At 33.3% G+C, this 24095-nt stretch carries 29 protein-coding genes; 17 read left to right on the top strand and 12 right to left on the bottom strand.

The genetic code is table 11. The features are described 5' to 3' along the window. The first annotated feature begins 7 nt into the window (after positions 1–7). The 4 genes from AC4E8C_RS16740 (at position 8) to AC4E8C_RS16725 (ending at position 3554) form a co-directional block, all read left to right on the top strand. Positions 8–982 carry an ROK family glucokinase gene (locus AC4E8C_RS16740; RefSeq protein ID WP_490207784.1) on the top strand — a complete coding sequence of 325 codons (975 nt, stop codon included), beginning with the start codon at positions 8–10 and terminating at the stop codon, positions 980–982. A 125-nt stretch (positions 983–1107) separates the two neighbouring features. Next, positions 1108–2259 (top strand): YqgU-like beta propeller domain-containing protein, encoded by a 1152-nt coding sequence (locus AC4E8C_RS16735; RefSeq protein WP_490207783.1) that lies wholly within the window; start codon positions 1108–1110, stop codon positions 2257–2259. Between the two features lie 108 nt (positions 2260–2367). Further along, positions 2368–2706 (top strand): transposase, encoded by a 339-nt coding sequence (locus AC4E8C_RS16730; RefSeq protein WP_490207782.1) that lies wholly within the window; start codon positions 2368–2370, stop codon positions 2704–2706. Continuing rightward, positions 2649–3554, top strand: a complete 906-nt coding sequence (locus AC4E8C_RS16725) for an IS3 family transposase (protein WP_490212454.1) — start codon at positions 2649–2651, stop codon at positions 3552–3554. The genes AC4E8C_RS16730 and AC4E8C_RS16725 overlap by 58 nt, the downstream gene beginning before the upstream one ends. A 94-nt stretch (positions 3555–3648) precedes the next feature. Here AC4E8C_RS16725 and AC4E8C_RS16720 read toward each other — a convergent pair whose 3' ends face one another. Continuing rightward, entirely contained in the window at positions 3649–3822 is a 174-nt protein-coding gene (locus tag AC4E8C_RS16720) for a DUF2759 domain-containing protein (protein ID WP_490212594.1), read from the bottom strand. A 212-nt stretch (positions 3823–4034) separates the two neighbouring features. Between AC4E8C_RS16720 and AC4E8C_RS16715 the strand changes: the two genes are divergently transcribed. Next, the gene (locus AC4E8C_RS16715) at positions 4035–4670 is read left to right on the top strand and encodes an MBL fold metallo-hydrolase (RefSeq protein ID WP_490207781.1); all 636 of its coding nucleotides are present in this window, start codon (positions 4035–4037) and stop codon (positions 4668–4670) included. A 169-nt stretch (positions 4671–4839) separates the two neighbouring features. Then, positions 4840–5934, top strand: coding sequence for a class I SAM-dependent methyltransferase (locus AC4E8C_RS16710; protein WP_490207780.1), 1095 nt, complete (start codon positions 4840–4842; stop codon positions 5932–5934). A 41-nt stretch (positions 5935–5975) separates the two neighbouring features. Here AC4E8C_RS16710 and AC4E8C_RS16705 read toward each other — a convergent pair whose 3' ends face one another. The 9 genes from AC4E8C_RS16705 to comGB all read right to left on the bottom strand — a co-directional run bounded on the left by AC4E8C_RS16705 (position 5976) and on the right by comGB (position 10360). Further along, positions 5976–6218 (bottom strand): DUF2626 domain-containing protein, encoded by a 243-nt coding sequence (locus tag AC4E8C_RS16705; protein ID WP_490207779.1) that lies wholly within the window; start codon positions 6216–6218, stop codon positions 5976–5978. A gap of 83 nt (positions 6219–6301) precedes the next feature. Further along, positions 6302–7000: a helix-turn-helix transcriptional regulator gene (locus AC4E8C_RS16700; RefSeq protein ID WP_490207778.1), complete on the bottom strand. Its 699-nt coding sequence runs from the start codon at positions 6998–7000 to the stop codon at positions 6302–6304. Between the two features lie 234 nt (positions 7001–7234). Next, positions 7235–7420, bottom strand: coding sequence for a YqzE family protein (locus AC4E8C_RS16695; protein WP_490207777.1), 186 nt, complete (start codon positions 7418–7420; stop codon positions 7235–7237). Positions 7421–7479: 59 nt separating this feature from the next. Then, the gene (comGG, locus tag AC4E8C_RS16690) at positions 7480–7863 is read right to left on the bottom strand and encodes a competence type IV pilus minor pilin ComGG (protein ID WP_490207776.1); all 384 of its coding nucleotides are present in this window, start codon (positions 7861–7863) and stop codon (positions 7480–7482) included. Further along, positions 7860–8306, bottom strand: a complete 447-nt coding sequence (gene comGF, locus AC4E8C_RS16685; RefSeq protein ID WP_490207775.1) for a competence type IV pilus minor pilin ComGF — start codon at positions 8304–8306, stop codon at positions 7860–7862. The genes comGG and comGF overlap by 4 nt, the downstream gene beginning before the upstream one ends. Beyond that, the gene (gene comGE / locus AC4E8C_RS16680; RefSeq protein WP_490207774.1) at positions 8284–8625 is read right to left on the bottom strand and encodes a competence type IV pilus minor pilin ComGE; all 342 of its coding nucleotides are present in this window, start codon (positions 8623–8625) and stop codon (positions 8284–8286) included. The genes comGF and comGE overlap by 23 nt, the downstream gene beginning before the upstream one ends. Beyond that, positions 8609–9049, bottom strand: coding sequence for a competence type IV pilus minor pilin ComGD (comGD, locus tag AC4E8C_RS16675; protein WP_490207773.1), 441 nt, complete (start codon positions 9047–9049; stop codon positions 8609–8611). The genes comGE and comGD overlap by 17 nt, the downstream gene beginning before the upstream one ends. Position 9050: 1 nt before the next feature. Then, positions 9051–9374, bottom strand: coding sequence for a competence type IV pilus major pilin ComGC (comGC, locus tag AC4E8C_RS16670; RefSeq protein WP_490207772.1), 324 nt, complete (start codon positions 9372–9374; stop codon positions 9051–9053). Positions 9375–9391: 17 nt separating this feature from the next. After that, positions 9392–10360, bottom strand: a complete 969-nt coding sequence (gene comGB, locus AC4E8C_RS16665; protein ID WP_490207771.1) for a competence type IV pilus assembly protein ComGB — start codon at positions 10358–10360, stop codon at positions 9392–9394. A 51-nt stretch (positions 10361–10411) separates the two neighbouring features. Here comGB and AC4E8C_RS16660 point away from each other — a divergent pair, with 51 nt between their 5' ends. The 3 genes from AC4E8C_RS16660 (at position 10412) to AC4E8C_RS16650 (ending at position 16716) form a co-directional block, all read left to right on the top strand. Next, positions 10412–11983: a recombinase family protein gene (locus AC4E8C_RS16660; RefSeq protein WP_490207770.1), complete on the top strand. Its 1572-nt coding sequence runs from the start codon at positions 10412–10414 to the stop codon at positions 11981–11983. Between the two features lie 164 nt (positions 11984–12147). Then, a complete protein-coding gene (locus AC4E8C_RS16655) occupies positions 12148–14112 on the top strand; it encodes a DNA methyltransferase (RefSeq protein WP_490207769.1) in 1965 nt (654 codons plus the stop codon). Then, positions 14113–16716, top strand: a complete 2604-nt coding sequence (locus tag AC4E8C_RS16650) for a DEAD/DEAH box helicase family protein (RefSeq protein WP_490207768.1) — start codon at positions 14113–14115, stop codon at positions 16714–16716. Between the two features lie 50 nt (positions 16717–16766). Here AC4E8C_RS16650 and AC4E8C_RS16645 read toward each other — a convergent pair whose 3' ends face one another. After that, positions 16767–17450, bottom strand: a complete 684-nt coding sequence (locus tag AC4E8C_RS16645) for a sigma-70 RNA polymerase sigma factor region 4 domain-containing protein (RefSeq protein ID WP_490207767.1) — start codon at positions 17448–17450, stop codon at positions 16767–16769. Between the two features lie 370 nt (positions 17451–17820). Here AC4E8C_RS16645 and AC4E8C_RS16640 point away from each other — a divergent pair, with 370 nt between their 5' ends. Then, positions 17821–18150, top strand: a complete 330-nt coding sequence (locus tag AC4E8C_RS16640; protein WP_490207766.1) for a hypothetical protein — start codon at positions 17821–17823, stop codon at positions 18148–18150. A 524-nt stretch (positions 18151–18674) separates the two neighbouring features. On the opposite strand, the gene AC4E8C_RS16635 is transcribed toward AC4E8C_RS16640, so the two are convergent. Then, positions 18675–18953 carry a hypothetical protein gene (locus AC4E8C_RS16635; protein WP_490207765.1) on the bottom strand — a complete coding sequence of 93 codons (279 nt, stop codon included), beginning with the start codon at positions 18951–18953 and terminating at the stop codon, positions 18675–18677. A 1472-nt stretch (positions 18954–20425) separates the two neighbouring features. Here AC4E8C_RS16635 and AC4E8C_RS16630 point away from each other — a divergent pair. The 7 genes from AC4E8C_RS16630 to AC4E8C_RS16600 all read left to right on the top strand — a co-directional run bounded on the left by AC4E8C_RS16630 (position 20426) and on the right by AC4E8C_RS16600 (position 24015). After that, on the top strand, positions 20426–20653 hold the full coding sequence (locus AC4E8C_RS16630) for a helix-turn-helix domain-containing protein (protein ID WP_490207764.1): 228 nt from the start codon (positions 20426–20428) through the stop codon (positions 20651–20653). A 5-nt stretch (positions 20654–20658) separates the two neighbouring features. Next, entirely contained in the window at positions 20659–21075 is a 417-nt protein-coding gene (locus AC4E8C_RS16625; protein ID WP_490207763.1) for a hypothetical protein, read from the top strand. A gap of 12 nt (positions 21076–21087) precedes the next feature. Beyond that, positions 21088–21621 carry a hypothetical protein gene (locus AC4E8C_RS16620; protein ID WP_490207762.1) on the top strand — a complete coding sequence of 178 codons (534 nt, stop codon included), beginning with the start codon at positions 21088–21090 and terminating at the stop codon, positions 21619–21621. Then, on the top strand, positions 21608–21859 hold the full coding sequence (locus tag AC4E8C_RS16615) for a hypothetical protein (RefSeq protein ID WP_490207761.1): 252 nt from the start codon (positions 21608–21610) through the stop codon (positions 21857–21859). The genes AC4E8C_RS16620 and AC4E8C_RS16615 overlap by 14 nt, the downstream gene beginning before the upstream one ends. A gap of 4 nt (positions 21860–21863) precedes the next feature. Then, positions 21864–22529 (top strand): hypothetical protein, encoded by a 666-nt coding sequence (locus tag AC4E8C_RS16610; RefSeq protein WP_490207760.1) that lies wholly within the window; start codon positions 21864–21866, stop codon positions 22527–22529. Positions 22530–22706: 177 nt separating this feature from the next. Continuing rightward, positions 22707–23054: a hypothetical protein gene (locus AC4E8C_RS16605; RefSeq protein WP_490207759.1), complete on the top strand. Its 348-nt coding sequence runs from the start codon at positions 22707–22709 to the stop codon at positions 23052–23054. 247 nt (positions 23055–23301) lie between these two features. Continuing rightward, entirely contained in the window at positions 23302–24015 is a 714-nt protein-coding gene (locus AC4E8C_RS16600; RefSeq protein WP_490207758.1) for a hypothetical protein, read from the top strand. Positions 24016–24095 lie beyond the last annotated feature (80 nt).

Below are 24095 nucleotides of genomic sequence, written 5' to 3'. Positions count from 1 at the left end.
GAATTTAATGGAAAATCAATGGATAGCCGGAGTCGATCTAGGTGGCACCACGACAAAAATAGCCTTTATAACCTTGGATGGGAAAATGGTGGATAAGTGGGAAATCCCTACGGACAATTCCTCTCAAGGTCAACATATTACTTCTAATATTGCCAATGCAATTGATGAAAAGCTTATTGAACATAATGTATCAAAGGATAGGTTAGTTGGGATTGGTATGGGGGCACCAGGACCTGTAGATTATGAAACAGGTATTATTCTAAATGTCGTAAACTTAGGCTGGCAGGATAACTATCCTTTACAAGAAAGCCTTGAAGCAGCATCTTCACTTCCAGTTGCAGTAGAAAATGACGCAAACTGTGCAGCCTTAGGGGAGATGTGGCTGGGAGCTGGAAATGGTGCAAAGAATCTAGTTTGCGTCACTCTGGGAACCGGTGTTGGCGGTGGAGTGATTGCAAATGGGAATATTGTCCAGGGGGTAAATGGTGCAGCAGGAGAAATAGGTCATATTACTTCAATCCCCTCAGGTGGAGCTCCATGTAATTGTGGCAAGACGGGCTGCCTTGAAACCATTGCATCGGCAACAGGCATTGTACGTTTAGCCATGCAAGAGCTCAATCGTGAACAGTCTCCTGGAGAATTAAAAGCAATCTTTATAAAAAATGGAAAAATCACTGCTAAGGATGTTTTTGATACGGCTAGAAATGGTGATCCCTCGGCGAAAAAAGTTATAGATGAGGTTTCCTTCCATTTAGGTTTTGTGCTAGCAAATATCGGGAATACACTAAATCCAGAAAAAATTGTGTTAGGCGGTGGCGTATCAAAAGCAGGAGAGGTCCTATTGGATGCTGTAAGGGATAACTTCACACTATATGCCTTTTCAGCTGTAAAGGATTCCACTGAATTAGCCCTTGCGACATTAGGAAACGATGCTGGTGTCCTTGGGGCTGCTTGGCTGATAAAAAATAAATTAACAAAATAAAGATCAGATTAAAAAAGCCGATTATCTGCGGCTTTTTTCCTGTTTATGTAAAATGTTTTAAATTAGTGAAACATTTTTATTAAAAAAAACGTACTAACATTAGAAGGGAAAAAGGGGGAGGGAAATTGTTTACATCGAACGAGCACAAAATTATATTTCGAGTTTTGGTTATTTTCTTTATTTTTTTCTCCCTACTTTTAAGTGCTTGTGTAAATAAGGAAGTACCTAATCCTAAAACTCCTGAAAAAACTGAAATGCCAAAGGGTCCAACAAAACCTGCCTCGCAGGCATTAAAATGGAAGTTACCTATTGCTTTTCCAAACGGCTTAGGTGAATTTGATAAGGTGGTTGGCTGGGTTTCCGATTTTCAAATTATTTATGTAACAAATCTTGAACAAACTTCTAATGTCGTTTTATACAATCTTACTTCCGGAACGAATCAATTAATATATAAAACCGACCATCCTATTGTCAACGTACAAATAAGCCCATCAAAACATCATCTGTTAATTCATTCTGCGCCATCCTCCTACGAAGGTTTAGTGACAATTATTGATACAACAGGTAATGTGCAATGGAAGAAATCCTTTCCTTCCTACGAATTAGTGTTTGAATGGAATCCTTATAATGAATCAGAGGTTCTTGTATCAGCCTTTGAGGAGGATTGGAGTTATCAATTATTTTTAGTTGATATGAACCGAAATACAACGACCGATATTTCTTTGCCACAACCGTTTATCAAGTGGATCCATGAAGATGAGATTTCCTATTTAGCTTGGGACGAGGACACCCCTTCTTTAGTTGCGCCGCTTATTGTGAAAGGGTTAAAAAATGAAGTGGAAAAGACATTGTTGCCAGCAGCCATCCAATTTTCAACCTATCATGACTTGCTCATGACGGTCTCTGTTAATGAACAAGACAAATCGTTGGCTGATTATTCTTTTTATGATAATAAATTTAAGAGAATATTTAGTTTCTCTATACCGCAATTAACGAAGTTTTCGGATTGGTTAGTGCCTTTTTATGATTATAATCCAGAAAAGAAGCAGGTCATTACCTTTAGTCCTCATTCCAGCGGTGAGTTCGATACTTATACGGACGGTTTTCAGCTTCTATCCTTTGATTTAAAAAAGGGAAGCAAAAAACTTATTATGGATGGATTAGAGAATGAGCCAATAGCTTTTTCCCCTTCTGGGAATTTTATTCTCTATGGTAATCGATTTGAAAAAGTAATTGATCATAAGAATACCAAAATGTATGAATTGGTAAAAGAATGACCTGAATGAAAAAAGACTGTCTGATGATATTATCCCCTTTAAGTAGACAGTGTAAAAAGCCCGCTAATAACGTGGGAATGATACACTACTACTTGGAGGGGATTTTTTATGGCAAAAAAGGGGACGAAATTTCAATCCTATACAGAAGAATTTAAACGTTTAGCAATTGAAAGATATATTAATGGTGATGGTAGTTACCAAACTCTTTCTGAGGAGTTGGGATTACGTAGCCCAACCCAATTAAAAACTTGGGTAAGAAAGTTTGAGGAAGGCAATCAACTTACCGATCAAAGGGGAAAAACTTCTACTGATAACCCCCTTAAAGGGCGACAAAAAACAAAGTTCAAAAATGTAGAAGAAGAACGTGATTACTATAAGGCTCAGGTTGAATACTTAAAAAAGCAGTATCCAAATCTTCACGGGGAGGTGAAATCAGAAAATCAATAAGGTTTGAGATTATACATGAGCTAAAAGGTATATACCCCATTACCTGGTTAACTGAAATTGCTGAAGTGCAGAGATCTGGCTATTACAAATGGGTAAAAACCATTGAGATTCGTGAAAAGAAAAAGGAAAAGGATCAGGGGTTAATGGATCTAATGCTTTCCATCCACCTCAAACATAAGGAATATGGCTATCCTAGAATGGTAGTAGCCCTGAAGGAGGAAGGATTTGAGGTAAACCATAAGAAGGTTTACCGTTTAATGAAGGAGATGGAAATTCAGTCGGTAATAAGAAAGAAATGGAGATACTTTGGTAAAAAAGGTTCCAAAGTGTTCCCTAACTTGGTTAACAGGGAATTTAAAGAGAGAAAAGAAAATGAAGTCCTAGTAACAGACATAACTTACATACCTTTCCAAAACCGTTTTTATTACCTATCAGTTATTCAGGATCTATATAATAATGAAATTGTTTCTTGGAAGTTATCAGACAGGAATAACATGAAACTGGTATTGGATACTGTGGAGGACCTAAATAAAAAAAGAATCGTGCACGGAACCATTCTCCATTCGGATCAAGGATTCCAGTACACGTCTAAGAAATACAACAAACGATTAAATAAATATGGCATTAAGGGCAGCCACTCTCGCAAAGGAAACTGCCTAGATAACGCCTGTGTTGAATCGTTCTTTTCCCACTTTAAAACAGAAATGTTGTATCAAACCGATTGTAAAACAGAGGAAGAATTAATACAAGCAATAGAGACATTTATGTATGAGTACAATTATAAGAGATTCCAAAAACGACTAAACCACCGTGCTCCAGTTGAATATCGGATCACGATGGCTGCATAGTCTTTTTTAGAGCTGTCTACTTGACGGGTGTAAGTCCACTGATGACAGTCTTTTTGGTAGTTTAGGCACTAATCAAGTGTCCAATTCAGTTTTATTAATGGGCTGTAGGAAATCCAGATTCAATAAGCGTCATAACTGTAAACCAGCCAAAAACTAAGAATGACGCAACACCCCAAAATGCACCTAAGAAGTTCTTATTCTTTAATGCACTAAATCCACCATAACCAGCAAGTATGGCTACTAGAGCAAAGATAATAACTAATCCCATCATACATCCCCCTTTTCTAAGTATAAGCAGGCATAAGGCCTATCAAGGAAAAAATTATGTAACTATATTATATACATTCGTTTCCTATTTTATATTCTTTTTATCTATTTGTCGAGGACAAATATACATTGATTTCATTGACATTGCTTTCTCTGTTAGTGTGTAATAGTGTAAAATAATGATATCGTTAATGTGTACAGGAGGAATTATTTATGAAATGGCAGCAAATTCCCTTAGGGCCGATCCAAACTAATTGCTATATTGTTGAGAATCCGGATAGGACTTGTTTAATTTTTGATCCAGGGGAGGAAGGGAACAAACTAATCAACTTACTGAATCAAAGAAAGTTAAAACCAATTGCGATTCTTTTGACGCATGCGCATTTTGATCATATTGGTGCTTTAGATGTTGTAAGAGATACATATAAAATTCCTGTGTATATTCACAAACAGGAAGAAAAATGGCTTGGTGATCCCGCGTTAAATGGTTCACAGTTATTTATGCATGTAGAGCCAATCCGGGCGAATCCCGCTGAACATATCATTAATACGGAAGGTCCAATGGAAATTGGTGCATTTAAGTTTCACGTTTACCATACACCTGGTCATTCACCTGGCAGTCTTTCTTACTATTTCCAAAAGGAGGACGTTCTGATTTCGGGTGATGCTTTATTTCAAGGGAGTATTGGGCGTACTGACTTGCCTGGAGGCAATCAGGCCCAGTTATTAAAAAGCATTCATGATAAGCTGCTAATCTTACCTGAGGAGACCTATGTTTTGTCAGGTCATGGAGCGGTAACCACCATCGGAGAAGAAATGGATAGTAATCCGTTTTTAAATGGTTTTTAAAAAATAGTAATGCTCATAAATAATAGAAAGACCCATCTCAATAATGAGAAGGGTCTTTCTGGGGGATATTTCTTTTCATATAATGGGAGGGGATATTGTTAAGCTACTATCCTAACAATATAATAAAGTTAACACTATGTCAACAGTGTTAACCTGAAAAGGAGCAACAATGATTACCTATTTACAGCAGCTAATTTCCCATTCACCTAAAGAATTAATCTCCTATGCTGACTATATCGAAGCTGTCCTATATCACCCTCATTTTGGTTATTATATGAAGGATAAACAGAAAATAGGGAGACAAGGTGATTTTATTACAACCAGCAATATTTCGGATGTGTACGGCAGACTAGTAGCAAAATGGTTTTCCTACCTTTGTAAAATAAAAGGAGTTTCACCTGTTTTTTGTGAATTGGGTGCCGGTAATGGTCGATTTGCCCAAGCTTTTTTACAGGAGTGGAAGGGAATCAATCAATTTCCCATACAATACATGATTGTGGAAACGAGTCCTTACCATCGAAAATTACAAAATGAATTATTACAATCTGATTTTTCTGTTGTTCAAGTGGAAAGCATTCAAGAGCTCGAACCCTTTGAAGGGATGATTTTTTCAAATGAGCTTTTTGATGCCTTTCCAGTACATGTGATTGAAAAACGAAGTGACCGGCTTGTTGAAGTGATGATTGGGATGGATGACCACGGTAAATTATATGAACAAAATATACCGTTAACCAATCAAGATATCCTTTCCTTTATGGAAAAAAGTAACATTCAGTTACAAGAAAATCAGCGGATTGAAATTCCTTTAGCTATGACAGAGATGATTGAATCGATGGCTAAGGTTCTAAAAGAGGGCTTTGTAGTAACAGCGGATTATGGCTATTCAAATGCAGAATGGAGTGACCCTAGAAGGGCTTCAGGGAGTTTACGTGGGTATTATCAGCATAATATGATGGAGGATGTCCTGCAATATCCTGGTGAAATGGACATAACCTCACACATCCATTTTGATTCACTCATCCGAGAAGGGGAGCAGGCAGGTTTGCAAATGATAACAAAGCTAAGGCAAGATCAGTTTTTAGTAAAAGCAGGTATTTTAAAAGACTTAGAAAACCACTTTGATCCCAATCCCTTTTCAGAGGTAAGTAAACGGAATAGGGCGATTCGCAGCTTAATTATGCCGTCGGGAATTAGCTCCTATTTTCATATCATTGTACAGCAAAAAGGATTTTCCTTGGAAGAAAGAGACTTGTTTAACAGTTAAAAGAAAAAACGCCGGAAATCCGGCGTTTTTATCTTTAATACTCAGTGTCCTCCACCAAGCGGCATCATGAACGTGGTCCAATATGTGAAGCCAGCGAAGAAAACTGTTAAATATGCTCCGAACACATACATATACATACGTTCGGAAAGCTTTAAATAGCTAAGCAAAACAAAGAATCCTGTTTGTGCTAGGAATAGCATTGCTGTTTTATCCATGTCACCAAGATAAAGCATTACGGTAAAAATGCCGGTCCAAAAACCACAAACCCTGAACATGCGATCCATATGTATCCCTCCTTTTACCCTACGATACCATCATTATAATATTATAATGTAAAAGGAGGTCTAATGTAAATATTGGTTTCAAATTAGTTTTTTACAAGGACTTGATAGGAGCAATTTTCACAGCCAGAAAGCATGTTTTCCTTTTCAACTAGATCAACTGATTCAAACAATGCTCCAAACATACCTTTCAAAAATTCATGATGCATACTGCAAACTGTTTCGCTATGTTCTTCAGCCACTTCTTTGAATGGGCAGTTATAAATTTGAAAATAAATTTTTGTTTTATCGCCACTAGCTTCAAATTCTGGATAAAAGCCAGCAAGTGTCGCAGCACTTTTTAATATTGACAGCTTTTGGTCAAAATCAATTTGCTCGCCAAGCGACCTCTTAGCCATTTCTTGCTCAATCACTTCGGCACCAAAACGTTTACCTGTTAAATAAAGTGCTTCTCTGCCTGCCTCTCCAAGTGAAATCATTGTTTGAATGGCCACTTTTGATAAAAGCATATAATCACGGTATGGAAAATGAAGCTGTATTACATCTTCAGATAATCGGTATAATCGGCTAGGACGGCCGCCTTTACCAGTTTTCTTGGTTTCAGATGCTAACATATTCACATCTTCTAGTTTTGATAAGTGCAGTCTTGCTACGTTTGGATGGATATTAAAATTTTCAGCAACCTCTTGAACCGTTACTTCTTGATGACGTTTGGTAATGTATTGATAAATGTAATAACGTGTTGGATCTGACAAAACGTTTGTTATCTTTAATGTTTGTTCCATCACTGTTCACCTCGAACCCCCATAATTTATTCCATTATAATACAGCCAAAGTATCATGGGAATGAGGTTAACAATGTTAACACTATATGTTTAGAAAATGTTCACAATTACCGACTTTTTATTGTAACAATATAACATAAATGATGGGTTTGCTAGCACATTTTTAATTTTGTCAATACCCTATTAAAGGGTAATTTAGCAAAAAAAAGAAGCAACTGTTGGTTTAGCTGCTTCTTATGCTTTTCTTCTTTTCTTTATTTCAGAATATAATATATAAGGTAAAATTCCAAACCATCGATACCAGAAATCTGCTTTGGATTGTTTTCTCTCAATTCTAAGCCGTTTCCGTTCATCTTTTGGCTGGTCAACATATTTCACGATCGTTTGGGTCATGTACTTTACATAATCATTTGTTTTCATAGACACACCTGCCTTTTACTGCTACAAGTATGCCCAGTTATGATTATTTCCAATCAAGGTTAATAAAATTCCATCCATTTAATCATCTTTTTGGTCCTAGTATCAAAATAGCCTACACCAATGATTGGTTGGACTGATTTTATAGTGAGTAAAAAATTGACTTTTTGCACAGTTCCAGCAGGCGGATCTGCTTGATAGTTCATTGTCCCTTTTACATAAGTGATAGTCCCTTTTGCAGGTATGGTCCCACTTGTTAGCATTAATTGCTCAAGTTTCTTAACTGATGAAAGTATATAATACTCCTGTTGTTGTATGATGGCTGTTTCGTTTCCTAGACTTTTTTTGGAAAGTAATAGATTGATTTGCATGGAGAAGAATAAAAGGAAAAGAATAAGCAGGCACAATGTAAGAGGGTAGGTAAATCCTTGGTTTTGCTTCATCATGTGCCAGTATTCCAGTTCACTAATGAGTATGCAGTCACTGTAAATGTTTTTCCGAAAATATCTGTGATGGTAACCCTTACAGAATTATTTTCTATAGAAAAGGTATGGCTTACAACATTTTGAAGAATGATTTCATGCCCGGTTGAATTTACCCTTCTCCTTAAATTAGAATTATACTTTTCATATTGAATGGTTTCGTTGTCTTTTGTTAGTAATAAACGGCCAGAGGCAACTTCAGCATGTGTGGATAGCCGGATTTCTTTTTTAAATTGACTACAAAATACTTCCCATTCCATTGACTGTAATTCACCTTGAGTTCCTTTATGATTTAGGATGATGAAAAACATGGGTGACATAAAGTAAATAAGAGTTGAAAAAATGGAAAAGGCAATTAGGACTTCAATAAGGGTAAAAGCACGTTCATTCGAGGATACTGCAAACATTGATCTCCCTACGGTGTGAATCTTTTTCAACAGTCACACACACCTCCTTTTGTTCATTAGGACCATGGTTATTCCAGTTGATCTTATATTCAATCATATCCACTATTAGTGCATAGTTTGAAAATGGTTGGTTGTTGTTTATTAATTTTGCCTGCAGTTCTTCATACATTAGCCTTCGTGCAGTCTTTTCTATCTGGATTTGTTGTGATTGATCCCTAATTTCCATTACTAAAGGCAGCATATATAAGCAAAGTACTAAAAAAGCAGACAGCGACAGAAGTAATTCTAGCAAAAGGAATCCCTTATTGCTCCGTAACATAAAAGCGTCCCTTTCCAATCAAAACGGTAATCCGATAGCTCTTTTCCTTTGTTTGGACAAAGAATGTCCCGAACTTGTTCACATTTCCACTACTGAGAAATTTAAAATATAAGGGCATAGAACCCTCTTTAATAAAAAAGTTTGTTGAGTACGTTCTTTCGATAATTGGAGAGAACGCAGGATTTCCAAACATCCGATATTTATATTGATTGGGTAAAAAACCCACAGACACTTCTTGCTGGTGACTAATGGCATATTGCTGGGAATAAAATAGATCTGCTTGAAGCTGAGTAAGAAAGGCATTATCATCGAGGTTAGTGTACTGTGGCTGTAGGGTGAAAGCAGTGATCGTGGAAATAATCATAAAAATCGTGAGGACTAATAATGACTCAACTAATGTAAAGCCCTTTTGATTTGTTAGCATATCATTCGGTTGGAGTTACTTTTGCAGCAGCAGTGACGTTTCCCTCAGCGTCAATCGTAACATCTTGACCATTTGGACATCCTTTCGTATTTACATTTAGGTATTTTTCCGCTATAAGGTCTTCCATTTTCGGGATACTCCCTTTATCCATTTTGTATGCTTGGACTTGAGCTTCGACCATTTTTATATAAGCCTGGCAACCTTTATTATTGATATTGGAGTTATGTTTGGCAACGTTTGGAATGGTAATAATTAATAGAACCGAAATAACTAGCATAACAATCATCATTTCAATTAATGTAAACCCTTTTTCATTATTTTTCATTTCAAATACCTCCATTTTTATATGCCATCCAGAAGATGGAACATAGGTAATAAGATAGCTAAATACATGGAAACGACGAGAAATCCAATAAATAAGTAAAGGATAGGTTGAATCGTTTTTAAGTTTTTTTCAATGCTTTCCTCCATATTTATGACACAATGCTTACTAAAAAATAGTAGTTCTTGATCTAACCTTCCATTCTCTTGGCCGTGTTTCACAATCATTGGGAATTCCTTTTCGAAAAAAGTATAGTCTACTAATATGGTTTCTAACTTTTCACCGCTGACAAGCCTATTCTTTATTTCTTTCGCAATACAGCTGTAAAAAGGCTGCCTAAAATTTTCTTCAAATAGAAATAAGGCCTCAGAAATTGAAATACCACCAGATAAAAGGAAACTTAGTTGAATGGAAAAGTAGTGTGTAAACTGCAATTTGAGGAGTTTGCCGATTATAGGGATCTTAACTAGTTGTGACCTCTGCAGAAGAATGGAGAGCTTTCGAAAAACAAAATAGTAGTAGACTAACGTTAAGGAGAAAATAACCAACACGGCGCCCATTATGATTGGGAAATAGCCATCGAATGCATAAATGACATTCATGAAAAAATTAGCCTTTAAGCCGAGAGAAGAAAAGAGGGAAGTAAACCTAGGCAATAGTGTGCTCTCAATAAAAATAAACAATAAGCCAGTAATTAAAATTAACAGTACTGGATACTGTAGTAATTTGATAAGCTTTTGCCTGTCCCTATCTTTTAAAAGAGCTAGTTCACTTCCATCTAGCAGGGCATCCGCAAAGCTGCCATGTTGTTCAGCATAATAGACGTACCCAATTAAATCTTTGTTGAAGTCAAGATTGTACAAAACAACATGAAAAGGTGAGCCTTTTTTTAATTCTATTAAGCACTCATATAGTTCCTCCTTTCGCTTGGTTGATAATTGTAATGCTATGGATTCAATTGCTTCAGCAATTGCACTTATGAATACCAATTGATATAATGGTGTTACAATACTTTTATATAAATGGAGTGCTTAGTAGAAATGGAAAAACAATATCATGTTGCAATCTTTAATAGGAAATCACGTGCTGAAGGTGATACTGATGAAACACTAAGGAATCACCGACAAATCACTGAACGGTTATGTGCTGAACGTGGATTTACATTTGATTTTTATGAAGAAGTAATAAGCGGTGCATCCAAATTTGAAGAACGTAAAGAATTAATAAGGATGCTGAAAAATGTAAATAAAGGTATGTATGATGCAGTGGTTACAGTTGAATTATCACGACTTGCAAGAAGTGGGCATTATTCACAAATCATTGCCGATACACTTGCTGAAAACAATGTATTAATAATTACACCAAAAGAAGAAATTGATTTAACTATAAACTCTCAAAGGTTGCTTTATGATATACAATCAGCAGTAAATAGTAATGAGTATCGTGTAATTCGTCAAAGAATGAGAACGGGAATTATTGAAAAAGCGAAACGTGGTGAATATGTTTCAGCAAAGGCACCTTTTGGTTATAGTGCAATTATTAAGAATAAGATCCGCACACTGCAACCAAATGATGATGCTTCCACTGTAAAGCTGTGCTTTGATTTAGCAGAACAAGGTTATAGTATGAAACAGATTGTAAAAGAATTGAATCTTAAAGGATTAAAAAGCAGTAGCGGTGGTAAATTCAGCTTCAAATCAGTAAATAATATCCTTAAAAACAAACAATACACAGGTACGCTAGTATTCAGATTGTCCGATAAGAAAGGTAATGTTACTGACGAAATAGAAGTTCCTGAAGCTTTCCCTTCAATCATAACATTTGAACAATGGTTAAGGGTTCAGGATGCTATTCAGGAACGTACAAGCGGTGATAATGAGGTAAGAAATCGTTCTAGGGGTGAAGTACGAACAATCTTAAAAGACTTGGTTTATTGTTCATGCGGTGCAAAAATGGGTTTCCAGTGGAATCCAACTCGTGATCAACTAATTCTGAAAAAATGTAGGTGTGGTATGCGGGGAATGTTAGAAAGAAATCTACTATCCTACTTTTGGGAAGAATTTATAGATGTTGAAAAGCGTTTGAAAAGTGAATGGGAAAAAGCACTAGATACTTCTTCAAGTGAATCAAAAAATGATATTGAAAACCAAATTCAAGTTTTAACTTTATCAAAGGATAAGTTAAGCAAGAGACTAAAACGTGCAAGGGGTGAATATTTAGATGGTGTATTTACAAAAGAAGAATACCTATCTGATAAAGCTGATATTGAAAAAGACATAAAAGAAATTGATGCAAATATTGAAGAACTTACTAAACGATTATCAAAAGTTGATACAGCTGTTTTAAGTAAGAAGTACGAAGATAAACTAAACTGGATAGGTGAAGTGAAAAGACTTGCAACTATACGTGAAGGAAAGCTTATAAATCCAATTGGACAAATCAACATTCCAGTTATACCACCTGAAAATTATCCTGAAGTGAATCGTGTATTAAAGCTAGTAATAGATAAGATTCATTATAAACGTGATGATGAACATACATGGGTTGATGAAGCTGGAAATGTAGAAGTTGAAAAAGCTGTTTCCTTAAACGTTAGGATTACAATTCGATAAAAAACATTTTTTAAACCTTCTGTATGCTTTACAGGGGTTTTTTTGTGCCCAAGTCTGTATAATTGGTGTTTAATGATAATTTTAATTCTCAGGTTTAATTACAGCAATTTATATTTTATAATTAAAATTATGTCGAAATAAATAAAATTATGGGAAGTGTAAAAATGCAAAACTTGTATACGGAGTTATTATCTGTACTTGTACAAGACGAACGCTTATTAGTGGATGGAGAAGTTAATAAAAATAAATTAATGGAATTGGTGCTGAAATTTGATGAACAACTAATTGACCAATTAATTGCTATTGAACCAATAAAAAAACACTTTTTTGCTTCTGTTTCGAATACATTAGTTTTCGATAAATTAAAATTTGTTAATTTTATCAATAACAAAGAGTTTTTACCCGACTCATATACAACTTTCAAAAATTATGTTGGTTTAATTTCAGATAATACATATCTCAAAGGGAATAAAGATACAGTATTAGCTTGGCCGTATAAAGATTGTATCTTGGAAGGTGGACAAGATACAGAAGATAGTAAAAGAGAAGAAGTTTTTTATAATGAAATACTTGCACCAGATGATGTAGACAGACTTCTTGAACCAAAAGTATTCTCTAATATTAAAAAATATACTTCACAAGGACAAGTTGAGGTCACTGAAATTAATCCTAGTGACAATTTGATAATCAGGGGAAATAACTTAATTGCACTTCATTCACTTAAAGAAAAGTATGAAAATAGAATTAAACTAATTTACATTGATCCACCCTATAATACTGGCAGCGACAGTTTCGGGTACAATGATAAATTTAATCATTCTACATGGTTAACTTTTATGAAAAACAGACTAGAAGTTGCTAGAGAATTACTTCATGAAGAAGGTGCTATTTTTATTCATATAAGTGACCATGAACTTGCATATTTAAAGGTATTGTGTGACGAAGTTTTTAAAGGTAATTTCGTTAATCAAATAACAGTTAGAACAAAATCTCCTTCAGGATTTAAAGTTGTAAACCTTGGTGTATTTGAAACAGCCGAATATATTTTGGTTTATGCTAAAGATAAACAGAAGTGGGTTTATAATCCCCAATATGTAAAATCTCATTATGATGATAATTATAAAAATGTTGTAATAAATTTTTCCGATAACTTTGATTCATGGCAGTTTGCAAATATAAAGGATTTAGTTGTAAGGGAAAGCGGTTATGAAACTCAAAACCAATTGATTGCAGAACTTGGTGAACACATATTTAATCAATTGATTGAAAAATATGCTTTGGAAAATGCAGATAGAGTTTTTAGATTGACACAAATTAATAATGATGCTGGAAAAGAGACCGTTGAAGCAAGGGAAGTTTCAATTGTTGAACCTGAAAGGGTTTTTAAAGTGGAAAGAGAAGGAAAAGAAGATAGGTATGTAACTCGTGGGCAAGAAATGTCCTTTTATAGAAAAAAAGTAAGAGAAATTGATGGGGAACTTACTCCTTCTACATTACTAACAAATATCTGGATAGATATTGCTTGGGAAGGTATTGCTAATGAAGGCGGAGTAAGAATGAAAAAAGGTAAAAAACCTGAAAAATTGTTAAGAAGAATTATTGATATGAGTACCAATGAAGGCGATCTTGTCCTTGATTTCTTTTTAGGCAGTGGAACAACAGCAGCAGTTGCCCATAAAATGAAGAGAAAGTATATCGGTATTGAACAATTAAATTATCAGGAAAATGATAGTGTTGTTAGATTGCAAAATGTCATTAATAATGACCGAACTGGTGTTAGCAAGTTAGTTGATTGGCGTGGTGGTGGAAGTTTTGTATACGCTGAATTGCTTAAATGGAATGAAACATTTATTGAAATGATACAATCTGCTACAACCACTGATAGACTAAAGGAAATTTGGGAAAGCATGAAGGAGAAAGCGGTTCTATCATATAGAGTTGATATTCAAAAGTTCGATGATAAGATTGAGTCTTGGGAAGAATTAAATCTGGAACAACAAAGAGAATTTCTGATTGAATGCCTTGATAAAAATAGTATCTATGTTGATTTTTCTGATATAGATGATGAAGAGTATCAGATCCCCAAGAATGTTAAAGATACTAACAAGAAGTTTTATGGGGTGAATTAAATGTCTTCTTTATCTTTACTAGAAAAACTTAATGTATATGTTGAAGATGAAATTATAAAAAAGGAAATCCCCAATCATATTAGTAAAAATATAAATCAAAAATTCGATATTAGACCTTACCAAATAGAAGGTTTGGCAAGATTTATTTATTATTTGAATGGGTACCGTAATAAAATTACTCCTAGTCATTTATTATTTCACATGGCAACAGGTAGTGGAAAAACGCTAATGATGGCAGGTGCTATCCTTGAATTATACAAATTGGGATATAGAAATTTTATCTTCTTTGTTGACAGTACAAACATTATTGAAAAAACAAAAACAAACTTTTTAGACACATCATCATCTAAGTATTTGTTTGCGGACACAATAGAAATTGATGGAAAAAATATTAGTGTAAAAGAAGTAAACAACTTTGAAGTAACAAATGATGAAGAAATTAATATTTTATTTACAACTATTCAAGGATTGCATATAAAACTCAACAATCCAAGAGAAAATAGCATTACCTTTGAAGATTTTGAAGAAAAAAAAATAGTACTTATTTCAGATGAAGCCCATCATATTAATACCTTAACAAAGGCAAGGCTTAACAAAAAAGAACAAGCTGAAACAAACTCCTGGGAATTTACTGTCCAAAAGATTCTCAATTCAAATAGTGAAAATATCCTATTAGAATATACTGCTACACTTGAAGTACAGCATCCAGCAGTAAATGAAAAATATAAGGACAAAATAATTTTTGAATATACACTTAAGAATTTTAGGCTGGACAAATACTCGAAAGAAGTACAAGTGTTACAGGCTGATTTAAGTGCAAATGATAGGGTGCTTCAAGCAATATTACTAAGTCAATACAGAAAAAAAGTAGCACAGCGAAATAATATTTATCTGAAACCAGTTGTACTAATTAAGTCTAAAACAATTGATTCATCAAAAGAGTATTTTAATGAGTTCCAAAACCTAATCAATAATTTAACCATTGAAGCAATTAATGAGTTGCAACAGAAAACCAGCAGTTCTATATTAACAAAAGTATTAAACGATTTTTCTGCTAACGACATATCATTAGAAAACTTGATAATTGAATTAAAAGAAGATTTCAATGAAAGTAAATGTATTGCAGTAAATAGTCTTGAAGACAGTCAAGCGAAACAGTTAATTGTTAACTCCTTAGAAGACAAAGATAATCCAATAAGGGTTGTATTTGTTGTAGATAAGTTAAATGAAGGTTGGGATGTCCTTAATCTTTATGATATTGTTAGAATTGATGAATCTCGGGGTTCTGATGCTACGACTGTCTCAGAAGCACAATTAATTGGTAGGGGTGCAAGGTATTTCCCTTTCCAAGTTATGCCTACACAAGAAAAATATAAAAGGAAATATGATGAAGATATTACTAATGAATTAAGAATCCTTGAGGAGTTGTACTACCATAGTATAAATAATACTCGGTACATATCTGAATTGAGAAATGCACTGATACAAACAGGTATTTTGCCAACAACCCAAATTGAAGTTGATCTTATGGTTAAAGAATCATTTAAAGAATCACCTTTTTGGGGAAGTGGGTTATTGTATATCAATTCAAGAGTTTTAAATACAAGAGAATCTATCAGGAATTTCAATGACATAGAAGTGACTAGGTCTTTTGATTATGTAATCAAAACTGGATATACACAAATTACAACCATTTTGGAGAATACTGGACATATTACAGCACATGAAACAAAAGAAAAAACATACCGTCTTGGAAATTTTGGATTTAATATAATTAAAAAAGCTATAAACAAGAATCAATTTTTTAAATTTAATAACTTAAAGAAATACTTTCCATATTTAAAATCGGTTAAAGAGTTCATTACTTCAGATGAATTTTTAGCCCAAATCATTGTGGAAGTAAAAGGTGAAGAAGCATATATAAATTCTTTGCCCAATGAAGAAAAATTAAAAATTTGTTCTTTTATATTGAATAAATTAGCTTTTGAAATCGAATCAGCTACATCTGAATTTAAAGGGACTAATACATTTACTGCGGTAGCATTATCAGAAAAACTTAAGGATATGAAATTGAATATTACCCTTAATGATAATCCTAATTCAGATCAACAACGTGGTAAGTCTATGAAATACAACTCAGACCCAAACTTTGTACTAAACATTGATAACAAAGCTTGGTATGTTTACAATGATAACTTTGGTACATCAGAAGAAAAATATCTTGTAAAATACATTGACAGTATGATAAGTTCACTTGAAGAAAAATATAGTGAAATATACCTAATTAGAAATGAGAAGATGTTTCAATTATATAATTTTACTGACGGTACACCAATGGAACCAGACTATGTTATGTATTTAAAAGAGAACGATACAGATAACGAAAAGTATTACCAATTATTTATAGAACCTAAAGGTACTCAATTGTTAGAACATGATAAAAAGAAAGAAGAATTTTTATTATCAATTAAAGAAAACTATACAATTGAAACATTATTGGAAACAGAAAAATATAATATCATTGGTTTACCTTTCTATAATGAAAGCGAAAGAAAAAGGGAGTTTTCTGAGACTTTCTGCGAACAATTAAGTTTAGATATTTAAAAAAATAATGAAGAACCAACATATATTGTTGGTTCTTTTTCTTATAGTAATTACCAATTTTTTAATTTTAAACGTACCCTATCCAGTACCCGTTTTGCTTGTTGTGGGTGATTTAAATCTAGTTCTGCACATATATCTTTCAGTGTTACTTGTTCCACGTTATCAGCATTTAAATAAAGAAGGTACACTCTTAATTCTGCTTCATCAAAGGTATTTACTGCTTGTTGCAATGAATCACGCATTATAACTGATTCTTCAAGGCTGAAGGAATCAGGTTCTTCTTTGTAAGTAAGTGGTGCTGATTCATGAAAGATAGTATGCTTGTTTCCCTTCCTATCATTTGTTAAACCTTCCCTTCTCAATACATCTATGCAACTATGCTTAATATTTCGCTTCAGGTGATGGTACAACCAGTAATTACTTTGATAGTTGTAATTAATAATTGTTTTCCATGCTTTTTCATACGCACTCGATAGAAAATCATCAAGTGAAATACGTGAATGTTTTTTATGTTTGGTGTAAAAAGCATTTACCAAAGAGTCCAGTACTTCTTTCAATGGTTCAGATTGAAGTAAATCATCAATAGTAAGCTTCTTGTTGAAAAAATAAGTAATGTACAACTCTTCCAATTCAATTATCCGCTTTCTATTCTTGGAAAATATGATTCTATCAAGTTTGGAATTGTATGTTTCCTGAACTGCATCTTGAAGTGTTACTTCTTTAATTAGTGACATCTTTTCTTTCACCCTTCCATTAAAAATCTGTTATTTTTTTTTAATTTTTTTGTGATTCTTGTGAAAAATAGTAAATTTTGTCGTTCATATTATATGTAATTAATTAATCAGGGTTATATATACAGTACATACTGTAATAACTACACACACCCTGATATAGTTACACATACCAATAACAACGAAATGAATAAGAATAGACAAATATAAATGAAGGAGTATTACCTGTTTTATATTTTTTAAGTTCGTGCTGGTGAGATTGTTCAGGGGAATTAAATTTAATAGAATATGTCTGTTTTACCCTACCTTGTTGTTTATGGTTTGTAGCAGCTATTAACCAGTTGATGCAATTACAAAAAGGGAAGGGTGCAGCATGATACAGATTACAAATGATATTGATCTGGAAATTGCAACTGCTTTACTTATGAAAGAATGGGTGAAGCGATACAAGAAGGTATTTAAAATTGATTTTGATTTTAAAGCTGGTGATGAACCTAAAATTAAGGAAATGGTGAAGAAATGGGGGTATGTGAGAACCTTTATTTCAATGATGGGTGCAATACGTTTTTACCCTGATAAATGGAAGTGTAATGAATATAAATGGCTTACGATCAATCAAGTGTACACGTGGATAGGAAATTTAGTATGGGAAATGTATCAGAATAAAGAATTTAATGTAAAGATTGTTTATCCTAAAATTTAGCAATGATTTATAATTGAAATAGATATTGCTGAAGGGGATGGTGGGATAGAATGAAGGCTTTCTATTGGATATCCGGTATTTTAATTTTGATAAGCTTATTCGATTGGTTTGTTTGTAGTAAAATTCAGGTTGAAAAGAAAAAGTTTCGATTTAGAATGTTGTTATGGGGAATCACTCTTATCATTTTAATAATTTTAGATTTTCTAGGGGTATTTTAAGAATAAGAGATCAATTACTGTGGGCACTGGTGGAAGCTGGTGCTTTTCTTTATGTCTAGGTATTCTTTTGAATTTCTGTATAAGTGTGTCAAAAAGGTGAACGAAAACAGGGGAATAATTGAAAATGTACGTGTTTTGAACGGTGTAATTTACCAATGAAATGAAGCTTGTGCAAGGAAACTAAAATTATTCTCATTATTTTCTCAATTTGAATTTTGAACATTAATATTCAAGTGTATAGCATTTCCACCAGTAAATATAAAAAGAAGCCTGAACCAGCTTATTTAACCAGTTCCAGCTTCATTGTTATCTTCTAATAGGTAATTGTTTTTCATTTAGCTTCACTTGGAATAGCACTCTATAAACCTTTATACCATCTTCTATAGATTCTTTGGATGATATGTATTTTGCTTTGAAAATTCTCGCCTGACTATCCATAATATAAGTGCTTTCATCCCTTAATTCAACTGATTGTGGGTTTACCAATTTGTCAATTAATTCTTCAGCAATTTCTTTGTTCATTAGTTCATCACGAAGTATTTCTTGGGTGTACACATTCAAAAACTGCATTCTGCATTTCTTCAAAAACAACACCGCCTTCTATCAGATGAGTTAATCATAAAGTAAAAACTTTGGTTATTTTATGGTAATTATAGATATTTGGTGAACTGGAATATTTTTCTTTTCCACATGATGGATAAGGTAGAAAAGTGTTAAAGGTAAATTATCAGTTTATTCATTTTTACCCTTTTCAACTTACTTTTGAAGCACTTCACAAACTGCTGAAAACCTTGATAAATCAACAATGTATAAGAATTGTATAAACAGATAAAAAAACGTACTTATCTAATATTGTGGAAACGTTGATATAACAGCGTTTGTTAAAGGTGTATTTATTATAAAACTACGTATAATCTATATTTTACGCAGTTTTGTTTGCATACTATATTCATAATGATGTGTGTGATTAAGGGAGTACCCGTCACTTATTAAAGGGGATGGGGTTCATCTTTTTAATAGGGTGGTGGTACGGTTTAAATAATAGAAGTGTACCATGCATATGGTGTTGGGTGTACTTGGTAGGGTGTAGAGTTCACCATGGCTATCATAGAAAGTTATTAAGCTTCTCTTGGTGATTGTGTGTGGTGGCACAGTGGTGCTTACTTACATAATACCTTGATGCAGTCATACTTACTGACTTGATCCTGTTTATTTAATGCTATTATTCAGAAGCTTATGCTGGTTGTTGGCTGGTGTTGTTTGCTGAAGCTTAAAGGGAAATATTCAGAAGTAACTGGTGTGAAGTGTGCGGTCAATGGTTCGGTCTGAATCAAGGTAACAACTAAAGCTTATTAATAATGATGATTCACTGATTCAATCCAGTTTGTTCAGTGATATAAATAAACTTAATTGAATATTAATTTTCAAAAAGTCAATAGGGGGTAAAGGGTGGGGCGGTGTGCCGTTCCGTTATAGTTCGCTATTAAATAATCCGAACTGCAATTTTGCACCTGATACTTTTACAGTGGGGGCTGGTGCTTATGACCCCTATACAGCTTTTCACCTGTTACATTATCAGGAAGTGCCAAAAATAAACTTGGTAAAATTTTTTTAACTTGCTGCTTTTCCTGTTAAAGAATGTTTAATGGTACTTGTTAAAAATAACGTGTTGCTTCCGTTAAAGAATCTTTAACTTAACAATATCCATACAACAATAACCACTAATACAAGAAATATATTTAAAACTGATGCTGAACAATTACAAGTTGTCAGTGTAATAAAAAAATATGTACCTACGAGAAAATAATTCAAAATTCTTGACTTACTTTTTGTGTCTCTCAAGAACCTATATACAGGAAAGTTATACAGTGTTGTTTTTAATGTAATCACTTAAGCAACTAGATTTACTGCCTATAAAATTCCTTTTTTTGTTTGATTGTGTTCAGGGTGTGTTGGATCAAAACCAGCATACCTGTTTTTTTATTCTATTAATCAAGAAAATTGAACTTACATGAAATTACCAAAATGCAAAACTGAAAAAAGGAAGGTGTTTAACTATGCTGAATTACAAGTTACTAAAGTATTGCAGACAATTAGCAAAACTATCGCAAAATGAACTGGCAAGAGAAATTGGAGTTTCAGAATCATTAATTTGCAAGATTGAAAAAGGTGTTGCAACATTCACACCAAAATTACAAGTAAGAGTAATGAAAGTACTAGCTGATGAAGGAATTGGACAACAAGAAATTGTGCTATTACAGAATGTACTAAAAGGAAGGGAATAAAGGAAATGGAAGTAAAACACCAGCACTTATTAAACAACCTTGAATATATCAAACAAGCATTACTTACTGATACTTACAGACAACAACAACCTATTTTAAATGTACTTGTTGCTGAAACTCTTGAATCTATCAGCAAAACTCCTTTCAACTATGAAATGAAATATGATAGTGAAAAACATATGTCACATAGGGTTGCGTATATCCAGCGTATCAAGAAATCAAGAAATAAACTACTGGTGGATATGCAGGAATTACAATTCCAGCTATCAAGAAAGAATGTGAATGTGAAGCGTTCCTTGGTTCTTGTGAATCGGATGCTTGATACTAATTTGAATACTAAGGATGTACAGGAATTAATCAATAAGTGGGTAAATGTAAATCCACGTGGAACAACCAAGACAGAAATAATATATGCAAAATAAGGGTGATCAAATATGACTAAAGAAAACAAAACATTTACAGATGTACCAATTCCATATGGACTGGATGAAAGACAAGTAAGGGTTGCACAAGATTTAGTAGTTACTAGGTTGCAAGATGGTTTTACTGTTGCTGATTTTTGCAGTAAACATGGTATCTCGACTAAAACCTTTTATCAATTCAAAGAACAACCTGAATTTAATGAATATGTGAATGCACTGAATGAAGTGTTAATTCCTTCTGATGTACTATCAGCAGTTGAAAAATTCCGGATAAAAGTGATGCAGTTCGTTGAAAAAGAATCTATGAGTAAGGATGAAATGAACCAGTTTTACAACATGTTTAAACCAATTATTGATGCATCAAACCGTATGGAAGCTGAAAAGTTAGGTTTAACAGTAAATGTTGGTTCAGCTGCAAGTACTTCAGCAAAAACAGTTGAAGAAAGAAAAGCCGTATTACTTCAGCGTTTAAAAGGTACAAACAAACCTGAAGCAGAACTTGAAATTGAAGAAATGGAAAGGGAAGAAGAAAATGGACAACTATAACCCATTGATTGATATTCGTGAAGGTATTCGTTTACAAGCTGAAGAACGTGAAAGGAAATTAAGAGAAAAACAAGCTGATATTCAGAACCAGCGAGAAAAGGAAGCACAAGAAAAGGAAACAAAAGCAACTTCTGAACCAGTAAAGAAAATGAGTGCTGAAGAAATGCAAGAACATATTACTTTACTTTCAAAGGCAGTAATTGAACTTACAGAAAAATTGAATGGAAAAGGGGAATAATAACATGTTGAAAATTTTTAAAGGTATGGAGAATCTATTTAATAAAGCTGATAGCACTGAATCACGTTATCAGGAAGCACTTGAAAAGAAGCAACTGGAACTGATTGATTTACAAGCAAAACTTCAGGATCAAAATTCTATGCTGAAGGATTTACACAAGATGAAATTACTTTCAGAAGTATCAGAAGCAACCTATGAAACAGAAGCTGGAAAGGTTCAAGCACTTCAGAAGCAAGTTCAGGAACTTCAAAAGGAAATATCTTTAATTGATGCATACAAAAATGAAGATGTTAATGCAGTAATTGAAGAACTGGAAGCTGAAAGAAGTAAAGTAATGAAGAACCACCAAAAGGAGTTAAAGAAGCTTCAAATGGAACTGCTAAACAGTAAACAAGAATACTTAAATAAGATGCTGGAAGCACGTGAAAAGTATAATGAACTAGTTGAACCTGAAAGAAAACTGGACAGGCTGAAAATAAAAATGGGTATTAAGAAAAACAGCTATGTTTCAGGAAGCTTTGAAGCGTTGAACATGGTTTCAGTTGGTGCTGGATATGAAAGTTTAATCGTTCCTATAAAAGAAATTGATGATGCTTTAAGTTACGGAAAACTTCCATATCAGTTAAACAAAGCAGTATCAGAAGCACGTGAAAAAGGAATCATTGAATAATTGTTATTGAATATTAATAATCAAAAAAGCACCTTGTTCCTTTACTGGAATCAGGTGTTTTATTTTTTTGCATATTTTTCTTCAAAATAACAAAAATATTAAATTACCAATATTGTAAAATTAAGCAAAATTGTTTAAGGTTTTTTACTATATAATTGGGTGTTGAGGTGATGAATTATGGAAATGAAAACAATTCAAATTATTGATAACATCTCTAAATTAGATAGGGATGTGCTGCCGATTGTTCTACTGAAAATTAACGAAAGCATTACTTGGTTGTACGACAGATTTGATGACACCAATGAATTGGAAAGCTGTTTGGAAAAATTAGGTGTATCGATTCAAAGTAGTTCCTATACTAGTAGTATACTTGAATATTGTGGATTTTTACCTGATGACGAGATAGCAGATGATTATATTTTTGACTACTATCTTTCAAATGAAGCAGACAGAATGGAAATTCTAAAGAAGCAGTTGATTGAAAGGGCTATTGAAATAGAAGGACTTGAAAAAGTGGGAATGTAATTAAATAATTTATTAGAAAAATTTTGAAAGACAAGAAGAAGCTTTTGTTCATCTTATCTGAACCAGTTGCTTCTTTTTTGTTTATTTTTCAGATGTAGGAATACCGAAACTGATAAAGGAAAGTTGTTTGGGATTAATATGAAATTTATGGTAAAATAGTCCAAAAGACTTATAGAATACCATAGGGAAGATATTTTGTTAATAAGGTTTAAAAAAGTATACTATTAAATTTTATGGAGATGAATTTATGAGTTGTCCTGAAAGTCCAATGGATTATTTTATTGGGTGGATTCCTGCATTGGTAAACTTTGAAGTTGTTTATTCGGAATTACTAAGTATTATTAATTCTGAAAACCGCGATAAGATAAACACTTCAATAAATGAAGTTTGTTTTATTGGACTGGTTTCATACACAGAAGCTTTTTTTAAGAATCACTTTGCTTCTTTAATAAATATTTATAATCCCTTGGTACTGAAACTTAAAGAGAACAAGAGAGAAGTTAATATTGATGTTTCAGATATTATAAATCTGGGCGATGAATTAAATTTTAAGTTGGGTTCTTTAGTATCCGAACAATTTGATTTTGGTACGGCTACCAATATAAACTCCTTATTCAATCATTTATTGAAAATAACTCCTTTTTCCAAAGATCAAATAGAAAAATATAATGAAATTTTAAGAGACAGAAATTTAATTGTTCATCATGGGGGAGTATACACAAATAAGTATCTACGTCAGAAAATTAAAATGAATGGTAATTCGATGAGAGTTTATGCTGACTCAATAGTTATTACTTTGGATCATTACGTTGAATGTGCTGAATTTCTTCTATCCATTGTACGTAAAACAGTGTCATCTTCCCAAAAATCACTTATTAAAACTTTAACTGAAGATGGGGTTAATTTAACATCTAATCAAGAATATGCTATTGAAACTATGGTTCATAGCCTTTTCTCTTAAGTTAGACACAATAATCAATCTGTATCTGTTTATTCTAATTCGAAATTATTTTGATGTTAAGCAGCTTAAAAAGTACCACA

This window comes from Neobacillus sp. SRL179, assembly GCF_984799095.1.
The sequence above is the reverse complement of the archived record's forward strand: the minus strand, read 5'-3'. Positions and strand labels throughout refer to the sequence as shown.